The sequence below is a fragment of the Micromonospora sp. DT41 genome (assembly GCF_049841715.1).
Taxonomy (GTDB): Bacteria; Actinomycetota; Actinomycetes; order Mycobacteriales; family Micromonosporaceae; genus Micromonospora; species Micromonospora profundi.
The window spans coordinates 135,093-147,552 of record NZ_JBNCKU010000015.1; the positions used below are offsets into that span (position 1 = coordinate 135,093).

The 12,460-nt window shown below is 70.2% G+C and carries 10 protein-coding genes; 3 read left to right on the forward strand and 7 right to left on the reverse strand.

Translation table 11 applies throughout. The annotated features are described in order from the left end of the window. Nucleotides 1-110 precede the first annotated feature (110 nt). The 5 genes from ACLQ23_RS25100 to ACLQ23_RS25120 all read right to left on the reverse strand — a co-directional run bounded on the left by ACLQ23_RS25100 (nt 111) and on the right by ACLQ23_RS25120 (nt 7,274). Nucleotides 111-2,369, reverse strand: a complete 2,259-nt coding sequence (locus ACLQ23_RS25100) for a protein kinase domain-containing protein (protein WP_425881193.1) — start codon at nt 2,367-2,369, stop codon at nt 111-113. A gap of 401 nt (nt 2,370-2,770) precedes the next feature. Next, a complete protein-coding gene (locus ACLQ23_RS25105) occupies nt 2,771-4,996 on the reverse strand; it encodes a protein kinase domain-containing protein (protein WP_425881194.1) in 2,226 nt (741 codons plus the stop codon). Nucleotides 4,997-5,298: 302 nt separating this feature from the next. Then, nucleotides 5,299-5,505, reverse strand: coding sequence for a hypothetical protein (locus ACLQ23_RS25110; protein WP_355632150.1), 207 nt, complete (start codon nt 5,503-5,505; stop codon nt 5,299-5,301). Nucleotides 5,506-5,884: 379 nt separating this feature from the next. Beyond that, nucleotides 5,885-6,925, reverse strand: coding sequence for a cation:dicarboxylate symporter family transporter (locus ACLQ23_RS25115; protein ID WP_425881201.1), 1,041 nt, complete (start codon nt 6,923-6,925; stop codon nt 5,885-5,887). Beyond that, a complete protein-coding gene (locus tag ACLQ23_RS25120) occupies nt 6,876-7,274 on the reverse strand; it encodes a cation:dicarboxylate symporter family transporter (protein ID WP_425881195.1) in 399 nt (132 codons plus the stop codon). Before ACLQ23_RS25120 ends, ACLQ23_RS25115 begins: the two co-directional genes overlap by 50 nt. 81 nt (nt 7,275-7,355) lie before the next feature. Here ACLQ23_RS25120 and ACLQ23_RS25125 point away from each other — a divergent pair, with 81 nt between their 5' ends. Further along, a complete protein-coding gene (locus ACLQ23_RS25125) occupies nt 7,356-8,942 on the forward strand; it encodes an ATP-binding protein (RefSeq protein ID WP_425881196.1) in 1,587 nt (528 codons plus the stop codon). Further along, on the forward strand, nt 8,939-9,631 hold the full coding sequence (locus ACLQ23_RS25130) for a response regulator (RefSeq protein WP_355597614.1): 693 nt from the start codon (nt 8,939-8,941) through the stop codon (nt 9,629-9,631). Before ACLQ23_RS25125 ends, ACLQ23_RS25130 begins: the two co-directional genes overlap by 4 nt. A gap of 8 nt (nt 9,632-9,639) precedes the next feature. Here ACLQ23_RS25130 and ACLQ23_RS25135 read toward each other — a convergent pair whose 3' ends face one another. After that, nucleotides 9,640-9,954, reverse strand: a complete 315-nt coding sequence (locus ACLQ23_RS25135) for a transcriptional regulator (RefSeq protein ID WP_355597616.1) — start codon at nt 9,952-9,954, stop codon at nt 9,640-9,642. Continuing rightward, complete coding sequence (locus ACLQ23_RS25140) at nt 9,954-10,346, reverse strand: type II toxin-antitoxin system RelE/ParE family toxin (protein WP_355597618.1); 393 nt, start codon at nt 10,344-10,346, stop codon at nt 9,954-9,956. The genes ACLQ23_RS25135 and ACLQ23_RS25140 overlap by 1 nt, the downstream gene beginning before the upstream one ends. A 258-nt stretch (nt 10,347-10,604) precedes the next feature. On the opposite strand from ACLQ23_RS25140, the gene abc-f reads away from it, so the two are divergent. Then, nucleotides 10,605-12,242, forward strand: a complete 1,638-nt coding sequence (gene abc-f, locus ACLQ23_RS25145; protein WP_425881197.1) for a ribosomal protection-like ABC-F family protein — start codon at nt 10,605-10,607, stop codon at nt 12,240-12,242. The last annotated feature ends 218 nt before the right edge of the window (nt 12,243-12,460 follow it).

The window sequence follows — 12,460 nt, forward strand, 5'->3', positions numbered from 1 at the left end:
CCCCGGGTTCGTCGCCACGCTCCTGTCTCCCGGTTGACCATCTTGCCCGGCCGCGTCGGCTTTCGCTGTGATTCGCCCGGTTGGTACGGCAATTCCGGCTGCCGACCGGGCTAGCGCTGGCTGAACGTCTGCTTCGGGTTGGACACGCAGATCCAGGTCACCATCGGCGCGCCAGCCGTCTGACCGTCGATGTCCAGGCACTTGTCGCTGTACCGGTTGAAGAGGGCAGCGCGTCCATTCTTCTCGATCCACTCCCACTTCTGGGCGGGCACTGCGGTGCAGTGGGCCGACTGCACGGGAGCGCCGTCGCGCTTCTCACCCCAGGCGACGTCCAGACAGAGGCCGTTCGCCCGGACGGTGCCGTCGGACGCGAAGGACCACCACTGGTTGCGTACCTCCTGGCACTTGCGCATCGTGGCCCGAACGCCGTCGCGTTCGCCGCCGGTGAGGCAGAGGCCGCTCTCCTGGCCGACGATCTGCTTGGTGCCGGCCGGCCGGACCGGGGCACTGGATGACGCCGCCGTCGCGGAGGGCTTCCCCGCACCGTCAGTGGATCCGCTGCCCGGCCGGGGCGACGGGCGTCCCGCACCTCCGGCCGGGGCACTCGCCGACCCGGACGGCGTGGCGCCGGGTGGCGGCAGCCCCTGGAAGCCGTCCGTGATCAGCGCGAAGACCCCTTGGCTGATCGACCACTCGGCGTCCGAGGTGCTCCAGCCGATCGTGTACGCGTGCCCGTTGCGGTCGACGAAGACGCGGCTCGACGCGCGCATCGCCGTGCCGTCGGCATCGGTGTACGTCCACTCCCACTCGGCGGCCCGCACCTGGTACTTCAGCGCGGCGAGCCGAACCCGCTGGTAACTGGCGTACCGCTGACGTTCCGACTTCTCCCGGGTGCGCAACTCGGCGACCAGGTCGGCGGGGATCGGCCGGAGTTCGTCGAGGACGAACCGCCGGCTACCGCCCGGCTCGTGGAATTCGACAGCCCCGCCGACGCGCTGTGACCGCCACCCGTCCGGTACCGGCACCATGAACCGAGGGTCGTCCCGGTGGTAGCGCCAGCCGGCCGATGGCGGCGGCAGCACCTGGGACACCGGCTCCTCGGCGACGGGTGAGGAATCGGCGGCGGGCGCCGCCGTCTCACCGAATGGCCGGCCACTCAACAGCGACACACTCACGACCAGCACGACCAGCACGACAGCAGCGATCGAGCCGACCAGCCAACCGCGACGCCGACGTGCCGGGCCGCTGGTCGGACCGGCCGCACTCTCCGGCGGCGCGACGGCCTCGACAGCCGGGGAGGTCGGGATGGCCCCGGACGTCGTAGCCGAAACCACCGGCGACGAGTCCGTCGTGGCGCCGGGACGCGGTGACGTGGCGCTCGCCGGCTGGCTGGTCGACGGGTCGACCGGCCTGCCGGACCCGGAGGTGACGAACTCGGGCACGATCGATCGGGGCGTACCGTCGCCGGTGTCGATCCGTGTGAACGGCCCAGCCGGTCCCGACGCGGCGGCCTGCGGGCCCGCGGCCGCGACCGGGGCGGACGGGTCGGCCTGGTCTGCGGCGTACCGCAGGAGGCGATCGGCCTCCTCGGCGCTGATCCGCCGATCCGGGTCCCGACGCAGCAGCCCTTCCAGGAGCGGGGTCAGGTGACCGGCCCGCTGCGGAGGCGGTGGCGCCTCGGTGGCGAGCGCCGCCAGCGTCGCCAGCGGAGACGAGCGTTGGTAGGGGGTGCGCCCCTCGACCGCCGCATAGAGGGTGGCGCCGAGCGACCACAGGTCGGCAGCCGGGCCGACCTCGCCGTCGGTGGCCCGCTCGGGAGCGAGGTACGCCGGCGAGCCGAGCACCATGCCGGTCTGGGTCATCCGCGGGTCACCCGGGAGCGTGGCCAGCCCGAAGTCGGTCAGCACCACCCGACCGTCATGGGCGAGCAGCACGTTTGCCGGTTTCACGTCCCGGTGCAGCACACCGGCCCGATGTGCCGCCCGCAGCGCACCCAGCACACCCAGCCCGATCCGCGCGACGTGGGCCACCGGCATCGGCCCCTCGGCTTCGAGCACCTCGTGCAGCGACCGGGACGGGACGAGTTCCATCACGATCCACGGGTCGTCGCCCGAGTGCAGCACGTCGAAGACGCGCACCACGTTCACATGGCCCAGTTGGGCGACGGCCCGCGCCTCGCGCATGGACCGTTCGCGCATCTCCCGGCGTTCGTCGTCGCGCAGGCCGGGCGGCGCCACCAACTCCTTGATGGCCACGTCCCGTCGAAGCATCTCGTCTCGGGCCTGCCACACGCGACCCATCCCGCCCTGACCGAGCGGACGGACCAACCGGTAACGATCGGCAATCAACTGTCGGGAGGCGTCGGGCACGACAGGGAACGTACCCGGCTGTGATTGCACGCCCAATTTCTGCGGCACGTCGAAACCCGACAGTTACGTATGTCACACGATGAATCGACGGCCGATCGGATCCACGATGGACACCCGCATTGTCGCCCAGCGCAATGCTACCGACACGTAGATCAACTACCCGGCCCTGAATACGGAAACAATCGGATCCACAGCGTCCCGACCGATTCACATCGGCGCGTCGCGTCGCGTGTGGACGGTAGAACTCACATCAGACGGGGAAGAAATGACGATTCGTTCATCGCGACGCACGATAAGGCGTGCCCCGAGCGACCAGGCTGAGCCGCAGCGCCAGGAGCAGGGTGCCCGGGCGACACCTCGGCATCCACGACCGTAACCATCGGAGCGTCCCGAGTCAGCGCTCAGCTGGCCCGCCACTTCTGGTTGGCGTTGCCCGTGCACTGCCAGATCTGCAACCGCGCGCCGTTGTTCTGGTTCCCGTCGAGCACGTCGACACATCTGTCCGCCCGGACGTTCACCAGGTCGTGGGCCCCGTTGAGGGTGAACTTCTGCGACGCGGCGCCGGTGCAGTCGGCCAGCAGGACGGCCGCGCCGTCGGCCGTCGAGTGACCGGCCACGTCCAGGCACTTGCCCATCGACCGGACGGTGCCGTCGGCGGGGAACGTCCAGAGTTGCTTGGCGGTCCGGTGGCAGTCCCAGATGTGGAGTCGGGCACCGGCGGTGGCCTTGCCCTCCGGGATGTCGATGCACCGGCCGCTGGCGAAGCTGACGATCTGCTTCCCGGCGGGAGCGCTGGTCTGCGCCGGCGACGCCGGCGACGAGGGTTGCTGCCCCGGCTTTCCTGCGGCGGCCGTCGAGCCGCCGCCCGGCTTCGCCGACGGTTGCGTCGTACCCGCGGTCGGCGGGGCGGCGGCGGTCCCGGACGGCGGACCGGCCGTCACCGGCAGACCCTGGAAACCATCGGTGACCAGCGCGAAAATCCCCCGGCTGGCCGCCCATTCGGCGTCCGAGGTGGTCCACCCGATGGTGTACGCGTGCCCGTTGCGGTCGACGAACGCCCAGCTCGTCGCGCGCAGCGGCGTGCCGTCGGCATCGGTGTACGTCCACTCCCACTGGGCGGCCCGCACGTGATGATCGAGCGCGGCGAGCGTGACCCGCTGGTAGTCGGCGTACCGGCGACGCTCCGACTTCTCCCGCGCCTTCAACTGCGCGACCAGGTCGGCGGGGACCGGCCGGAGTTCGTCAAGGACGAGCCGGCGGCTGCCGCCCGGCTCGCGGAACTCGACCCGTTGACCGTCACGCAGCGGCTGCCAGCCGTCCGGCACCGGTACGAGGAAGCGGGGATCGTCGCGGTGGTAGTGCCACCCGGCGGGCGGCGGCGGCAGCACCCTGGCGACCGGCGCCTCGGCAACAGGGGAGGCTTCGGCGGGCGGGGCCGCCGCCGGGCCCTGTCCCCCGGGCAACCCGAGGTTCAGCAGCGACGCGCTCGCCAGCAGCACGGCCAGCACGGCAGCGGCGATCGAGCCGACAAGCCAGCCGCGACGCCGAGGAGCCGCGCTGCCGGGCGGAGCGGCCTCCGGCTGGACCGGCCGACCGGACTCGACGGTGACGAACTCGGGCACGATCATCGTGGGCGTACCGCCGCTGGTGTTGATCATCGCCACCGGCGTGGCCGGCCCCGGCGGGCCACCCGGACCGCCCCCGGCGCCCGGACCAGCCTGCTCGACCTGGCCGGTCTGCTCGACCGGGTCAGCCTGCTCGACCTGGCCAGGCTGCTCGGCCTGGTCGTCTTCGCTCGTCGGGTCGGCGGAGTCGGCGGCCTGCCGCAGCAGACGATCCGCCTCCTCGGCGCTGATCCGCTGATCCGGCTCCCGCCGCAGCAGTCCTTCCAGGAGCGGGGCCAGCTGGCCGGCGCGCTGGGCCGGCGCGGGCATCTCGGTGGCGAGCGCGGCAAGCATCGCCATCGGAGACGAGCGTTGGTACGGGGTACGGCCCTCGACCGCCGCGTAGAGGGTGGCGCCGAGCGACCACAGGTCTGCCGCCGGGCCGACGTCGCCGTCGGTGGCCCGCTCCGGTGCGAGGTACGCGGGTGAGCCGAGCACCATCCCGGTCTGGGTCACCCGCGGATCGCCGGGAAGGGTGGCCAACCCGAAGTCGGTGAGCACCACCCGACCGTCGTCGGCGAGCAGCACATTTGCGGGCTTGACGTCCCGGTGCAGCACACCGGCCTGATGCGCTGCCCGCAGCGCATCGAGCACGCCCAGCCCGATCCGCGCGGCGCGGGCCACCGGCATCGGCCCCTCGGCTTCGAGGACCTGGTGCAGGGACCGAGACGGCACAAGCTCCATCACGATCCACGGGTCGTCGCCGGAGTACAGCACGTCGAACACGCGTACCACGTTGACATGGCCCAACCGGGCGACGGCCCGCGCCTCGCGCATCGACCGTTCGCGCATCTCCCGACGCTCGTCGTCCGGCAGGCCGGGCGGGGCCACCAGCTCCTTGATGGCCACGTCCCGCTCGAGCATCTCGTCACGGGCCTGCCACACGCGGCCCATCCCGCCCTGGCCGAGCGGGCGTACCAGTCGGTAACGATCGGCGATCAACTGTCGAGGAGCATCAGGCACGTCAGGAAGGTACCGGGCGTTGTTTACGCACCCAATTCCTTGAGCCGGTAGATAAGCGACAGTTGCGTTTGTCACAAAGTGCTCTCAGGAATGAACTTCCGGGATTCCGCCCGAACTTCCCTATCAACCTGCCGCAATCGCCCACCGCAATGTTACCGACACGTACATCCCGCCCGCACTATAAGCGTTCCCAGGCTCGCAATGCCGTCCGCATCTGATCCGCTCGTTGCCGACGGAAGAACCTCCGACACCCAGCACTGTCGCGCTGATGTCGTCAACAGATCAGGCGCCGGGCGCGCACCTCAGGCCGAGCAGGCGCCCGCGTGCCACGTCAACTTTGTGACCGCCATCGGCACATAGAAGATGTTGCCACCACGGGGGACGCAGGTCGTACGGGTGGTGGTCGAGCCGTCGGGCCACGTGTAGACGAATTCCATGTCGACGTTTCGGGACGTGTAGTTGTAGTACGTCAGCGCCGGGACGCTGCCTGACCATTCGTTGCTGGTCACAAGGGACGGCGTTTCCACGGGAGCGGGCTCGGGAAATGCCCAGTTGGGCCAGACGCAGAATGTGCCAGGCTGGCAGTTTCCGGGCGGCCACGCCTCGTCGGAGGCCTCTTGAGCTGCCGCCGAAGCAGCGGGGGCAGTGGCCACGAGGCCTGCCATGATTGCCGAGACGGCAATGGATTTCAATCGCACGGGACACCTCTCGGAGGTTTGTTTGATTGATGGACGACATTACCTCCAAGAATTTGAGCAGTCAAGCACTCCGCTGTACTGTCGCCTGAGAATCGTTTGGACAAGGCTGTCAGCGGGTGCCCGGTACCGCTCGTGGCCCCGGGGCGCTGGCGCGTCGGCCCGCGCGCCCCGGGGTCGCCCGAGCCGCGTCTCAGGCTGGCGAGCCGGCTGGCACGGTCGACTTCTCGTCCGGTCGCTGCGCCGCCGACTCGTCCTCGTCGTCGTGCTCGTCGAGCATTGTCGCCTCGTCGAAGGGGTCGTCGCCGCGTAGCACCCCGGCCGCCCGCTCCCGGTCGAACTCCCCGGTCCAGGTCCCCACCAGCACCGTCGCCACGGCGTTGCCGGCGAAGTTGGTGAGCGCCCGCGCCTCGGACATGAACCGGTCGATGCCGACGATCAGCCCGACGCCGTCGACGAGGTCCGGGCGGTGCGACTGCAACCCGCCGGCGAGCGTCGCCAGCCCGGCGCCGGTGACTCCTGCGGCACCCTTCGAAGCGATGATCATGAAGAGCAGCAGCGAGATCTGCTCGCCGACCGACAGCGGCTTGCCCAGCGCGTCGGCGATGAACAGTGACGCCATTGTCAGGTAGATGGCCGTGCCGTCCAGGTTGAACGAGTACCCGGTGGGGACCGTGATGCCGACGACCGGCTTGCTCACACCGAAATGCTCCATCTTCGCGATGAGCCGGGGCAGCGCCGACTCCGACGAGGAGGTCGACAGGATCAGCAGGAACTCCCGGCCCAGGTAGCGCAGCAGCGAGAAGATCGAGATCCGGGCGATGAACCAGAGCAGCGCGCCGAGGACCACCAGCACGAAGATCAGGCAGGTCGCGTAGAAGCCCAGCATGATCTGCGCGAGGCTCTTGAGGGCGTCCACGCCGGTAGCGCCGACCACTGCCGCCATGGCGCCGAACGCGCCGACCGGGGCCAACCACATGATCATGGCGAGAACCTTGAAGACCACCCGCTGGATGACGGTGATCGCGCCGAGCACGGGCTCACCTCGCCGGCCCATGGCCTGCACGGCGAAGCCGACAAGCAGGGCGACCAGCAGCGTCTGGAGCACCTCGCCCTCGGTGAGCGCAGACAGCAGCGTGGTCGGGATGATCCCGAGCAGGAAGTCCGCCGTACTCCCGGCTTCGTCACCGGCGGCGGCCTTGCCCGCGTCGGCGAGGTCCGGTCCCAGGTCCAGGCCGGAGCCTGGGTGGGAGGTTGCCGACCACCAGGCCGATGGCGAGCGCGACTGTCGACATGGTGAGGAAGTAGCCGAGGGCGAGGCCGCCGACCTTGCCGACCTTCGCGGCCTGCCGGACGGAGCCGACGCCGAGCACGATGGTGCAGAAGATGACCGGGCTGATCATCATCTTGATCAGGTTGACGAAGCCGGTGCCGATCGGCTTGAGCTCCTTGCCGAACTCGGGAGCGACGAGGCCGACCAGGATGCCGGCCAGCACGGCCACGATGACGGCCAGGTAGAGGTAGCGGGTACGGTCCCGACGGACCGGTGGTGCCGGTGCGGTGGCGGAGTCGGTGGTGTCCATGTCGACAATGTGAAGCGCGTCTCACCCGTTGACAGCCTTGCGGTCATTCTGTTCACCGCGAGACACCGAGGAGGTGGCGAGGTGGCCCGACGGCAGTGGAGCATCGCGGGGCAACTGTTCGCCCTCCAGGCGGTGGTGGTGACGCTGCTCGTGCTGGCCGGCGCGGCGGGCGCCGTCTGGCTGGCCCGCAGCGACTCCCGCCAGGCCGCGCAGGAGGAGGTGCTGTCGGTGGCGCAGACCGTGGCGCGCTCCCCCGACGTCCGCGCGGCCCTCACGACCGCCGACCCGGCAAGCATCCTCCAGCCGTACGCCGAATCGACGCGACTGGCGACGGGCACCGACTTCGTGGTCGTGATGGCCCCCGACCGGACCCGCTTCTCACACCCGACCCGGGAGTTGATCGGCCAGCCGTTCGTTGGGGAGATCGAGCCCGCCCTGGCGGGCCGTCCCTTCACCGTCTCCAACGTCGGCATGCTCGGCGAGTCGGTGCGCGCTGTCGTTCCGGTGTACGACGACCAGCGGCGCATCGTCGGCCTCGTATCGGTGGGCATCACCACCCGAGCGATCGACCGTAAGCTGCTCGCCCAACTGCCGGTGCTGTTCGGTGTGGCGGTCCCGGCTCTCGCGCTCGCCGCGACCGGTTCTTGGCTGCTCAGTCGCCGGCTGCGCCGCCAGACACACGGCCTCGGCCCGGCGCAGATGACCCGGATGTACGAGTACTACGACGCCGTCCTGCACTCGGTACGCGAGGGTCTCGTGGTGCTGACCACCGACCGGCGGGTGGCCCTGGTCAACGACGAGGGGCGCCGGCTGCTGGGGCTCGACGCCGACGCGCCGGTGACCGACCAGCCGGTCGCCGGGATCGACCTGCCGCCTGCGGTGGCCGAGCTGCTCGCCTCCGGGCGCGATGCCCGCGACGAGCCGATTCTCGCCGGTGACCGGGTGCTCGTGGCCAACCAGCGGACCACCCGCTTCGAGGGTGCTGCGCTCGGCACCGTGCTGACCCTGCGCGACCAGACCGAGCTGCGCACGCTGGCCAGTGAGCTGGATTCGGTACGGGCGCTGACCGAGGCGTTGCAGGCGCAGACCCACGAGTCGGCGAACAGGCTGCACACCGTACTGACCCTTGTGGAGCTGGGTCGCACCGAGGAGGCAGTGCGGCTCGGCACCCGCGACCTGGCCCTCGCCCAGCAACTGACCGACCGGGTGGTCGGCGCGGTGACCGAGCCGGCGTTGGCCGCGCTGCTGCTCGGCAAGTCGGCGCAGGCGAGTGAGCGCGGGGTGGACCTGGTGATCGAGCCGGAGTGCCGCCTCGACGACAGTCCCCTGCCGACCGGTGACCTGCTGACAGTTGTCGGCAACCTTGTCGACAACGCCCTGGAGGCGGTGGCCGGCACACCCGCGCCGCGCCGGGTGCGGGTCTTCGTCGGCGAGGTCGACGACGAGTTGGTGGTACGGGTCGCCGACAGCGGCCCCGGACTGGCCCCCGAGCGGGTCGCGGACGCGTTCCGCCGCGGCTGGTCCACGAAGAGCACCGGCCGGGGTCTCGGCCTGGCGCTTGTCGGTCAGGTGGTACGCCGACACGGTGGCCGCTACGAGGTGGGCCGCTCCGACGACGGCGGCAGCCTCTTCACAGTCCGGATGCCTGTCGTCGGGGCACGCCGATGACCGCCATCCGGGTGCTTGTCGTCGAGGACGAGCCGCTGCTGGCCGAGGCGCATAGCGCGTACACCGAACGGGTTCCCGGTTTTGTGGTCGTCGGGGTGGCGCACACCGCGCAGGCGGCGATGGCGGCCCTGCGCGCGGGCGGCGACGACGTGGACCTCGTACTCCTCGATTTTCGGCTGCCCGATCTGCACGGCCTGGACGTCTGCCGGGCGCTGCGGGCCGCGGGCAGCAGCGTGGACGTGCTGGCGGTGACGTCCGCGCGGGACCTCGCGGTGGTGCGCACGGCGGTGTCCCTCGGGGTGACGCACTACCTGCTCAAGCCGTTCACGTTCGCGGCGTTCCGCGACAAGCTGGAACGCTACGCCGACTACCGCGCGCAGGCCCTCGCCGACGGCGAGGTCGCCGCCCAGCACGAGGTGGACCAGATGTTCGCCACCCTGCGCGGCACCGCCGGGCACAGCCTGCCCAAGGGGCTCGACGCGCAGACCCTCGACCGGGTACGCGGCGCACTGCTCGACGGGACCCGCACGCGGGCGGGGCTGTCGGCGACGGAGGTCAGCGCGTTGACCGGGATCTCCCGGGTGACCGCCCGCCGCTACCTGGAATACCTCGCGACCATCGACCGGGTGGTCCGCAGCCCTCGCTACGGCACCCCCGGCCGCCCCGAGGTCGAATACCGCCCCCGGTGACCGACAGGTCAGGCGATCTGACGGAGGTCGTCACCGTAGTCGAAGATGATCCGCATCCGCGCTCCCAGTGCACGCGCGTATCGGCTCAGCGTCGCGACCTCGTTGGCCTCCAAGTCGCCGTTCTCGATCTGGCTCACGCGGCCAGGCGTGACGCCCATCAGCTCGGCCACCTGCCGTTGGGTCAGACCCAGCCGCTTGCGCTCCTCGGCGAGATGGAACGCGTTGATCCACGCCTCGGTGCGGGCGCGTTCTGCGTCGAGCGCCTCATCGTCTCCGTCGTGCAGGTCAGCTCGGATGTCGTCCCAGTCATGGAATTGGCTCATCAGCTCTCCCTCCGCTTCCTCTCGAAGGCAAGCCAGCCCTCGTACGCAATCTCAGCGACCGGAATCGCTTTCTCGTACCATCGATTCCAATCCCCTGCCTTGTTACCGGCCACCAACAGCACTGCCTGGGACCAGGGATCGAAGACGAACAGCACTCGAACGGCGACGTCCCTTCCAGACCTTGGTCGGAGTTCCTTGAGGTTGCTGATGCTCGACCCTCTGAGCGTGTCGACCAGGGGCCGCCCTAGGCCTGGGCCGGTTTCAGCAAGCATGTCGATCGCCACGTTGACCGACCGATAGGTCGCCGGGTCCGTCAGGCGCAGGGATCGCAACCAGTCGCGGACGTCCGTGGTCGTCCTGATCGCCCAACGGCGTGGCGGCTCATGGGACATGAGCAAACTATAGCTCAGCCTATACAACTTGGTCTCAGGCAGCAGGTCCGATCCGTTGTTAGACTCGGCCGCGTTGGGTTAGCGGTACGACCAGGGAGACCAGACATGGCAGGTGACGACGACATCTCCGGGTGATACCGGACATGTTCGGCCACCGGCTCGGCGCGCGTCCGCGCAGCCGCCGTGGCCATATCGCTTCACCGGTCCCCTGTCGTTGTCGGGCGGCTCTGGCACGCCCCACCTTCCGAGGTCACTCGCATGTCTGATGCGTTCATCGTCTGCTCGAACCTGTCCTTCTCCTGGCCGGACGACACCCCGGTCTTCTCGGAGTTGTCTTTCACCGTCCCGGGCGGTCGCACCGGGCTTGTCGCGCCCAACGGCGCCGGCAAGAGCACCCTCTTGCGGCTGATCGCCGGGGAGTTGACGCCGTCGGGCGGCAGCGTCGCCGTCGACGGCCTGCTCGGCTACCTCCCGCAGACGTTGCCCCTGGCCGGCGATCTGACAGTGGCGCAGGTGCTCGGTGTGGCCGAGCGGATCGCCGCCCTGCACGCCATCGAGGCCGGCGACGCCAGCGAGGAACACTTCGCCACCATCGGCGACGACTGGGACATCGAGGAGCGCACCCGCGCCGAACTGAACCGCCTCGGCCTGGGCGAGCTGTCGCTCGACCGGCCGCTGCACACGCTCAGCGGCGGTCAGGTCGTCTCCCTCGGCCTGGCGGCGCAACTGCTGCGCCGCCCGGACGTGCTGCTGCTCGACGAACCCACGAACAACCTCGACCTGGACGCCCGGCACAAGCTGTACGACGTGCTCACCGACTGGACCGGGTGCCTGCTGCTGGTAAGCCACGACCGGGAGCTGCTTGACCGGATGGACCGCATCGCCGAACTGAACCATGGCGAGATCAATTGGTACGGGGGCAACTTCACCGCGTACACGGAGGCCGTGCAGGCGGCGCGGGAGGTCGCCGAGAGCAACCTGCGCAACGCCGAGCAGGAGGTCAAGCGGGAGAAGCGCGAGATGCAGCAGGCCCGCGAACGCGCCGACCGGCGGGCCAGCAACGCATCCAAGAACCTGAAGAGCGCCGGGCTGGCCCGGATCGTGGCCGGCGGGCTCAAGCGCAGTGCGCAGGAGTCGGCAGGCAGGGCGCAGGAGACGCACTCGGCCAGGCTCGGCCAGGCCAAGGCCCGCCTGGATGAGGCCGGCCGGGCGGTACGCGAGGACGACCGGATCGTCGTGGACCTGCCGGACACCACAGTCCCGGGTGGTCGCACTGTCTTCTCCGGCCGGGGCATGCGGGCCCGCTTCGACGACCGGGAACTGTTCGGTGGCGACGGCGCCGATCTGGTGATCCGGGGGCCGGAGCGGATCGCGCTCACCGGGGCGAACGGCGTCGGCAAGTCGACACTGCTGCGCCTCGTCAACGGCGACCTCGAACCCGCCGGAGGTGACATCCGCCGGGCCGACGGGCGGATCGCGTACCTGTCACAGCGGCTGGACCTGCTGGACCTCGACCGTACGGTGGCGGAGAACTTCGCCGCGTACGCGCCGAGCCTGCCCGACGCCAAGCGCTTGAACCTGCTCGCCCGGTTCCTGTTCCGGGGCTCGCGGGTGAACCTGCCCGTCGGGGTGCTCTCCGGCGGCGAGCGGCTGCGCGCCACGCTCGCCTGCGTGCTCTGCGCCGAGCCGGCACCGCAACTGCTGCTGCTCGACGAGCCGACAAACAACCTGGACCTCGTGAGCGTGGCGCAGGTGGAGAGCGCGCTGTCGGCGTACCAGGGGGCGTTCGTGGTGGTCAGCCACGACGAACGGTTCCTCGCCGAGATCGGCGTGCAGCGCTGGTTGCGGCTGGCCGACGGCCAGCTACGGGAGATCGCGGCCCCCGACCGGGATTGAGCCGGCTCCCGGGTCGTCGGCCCGGGGAGGATCTACCGGACTCCTCTCGTAGCACCGGCGACGGTATGGAGCACCGGACGGGCCGGACGCCAGTGGCGTCCGGCCCGTCCGGGCCGATTCATCCGGTGCCGCTGTAGTTGTTACCAGCGGCCGAGGACCAGGCGGCTGTCGACCGGTCCGAGTGAGTACTGACCCGAGGTGTACCACTCCCCATGGGT

Bases quoted from the DNA above. Each gene is read 5' to 3' on its own strand.
- ACLQ23_RS25120 (WP_425881195.1), bottom strand. From the start codon at position 7,274: ATGGACACCACCGACTCCGCCACCGCACCGGCACCACCGGTCCGTCGG.
- ACLQ23_RS25130 (WP_355597614.1), top strand. From the start codon at position 8,939: ATGACCGCCATCCGGGTGCTTGTCGTCGAGGACGAGCCGCTGCTGGCC.
- ACLQ23_RS25135 (WP_355597616.1), bottom strand. From the start codon at position 9,954: ATGAGCCAATTCCATGACTGGGACGACATCCGAGCTGACCTGCACGAC.
- ACLQ23_RS25140 (WP_355597618.1), bottom strand. From the start codon at position 10,346: ATGTCCCATGAGCCGCCACGCCGTTGGGCGATCAGGACGACCACGGAC.
- abc-f (WP_425881197.1), top strand. From the start codon at position 10,605: ATGTCTGATGCGTTCATCGTCTGCTCGAACCTGTCCTTCTCCTGGCCG.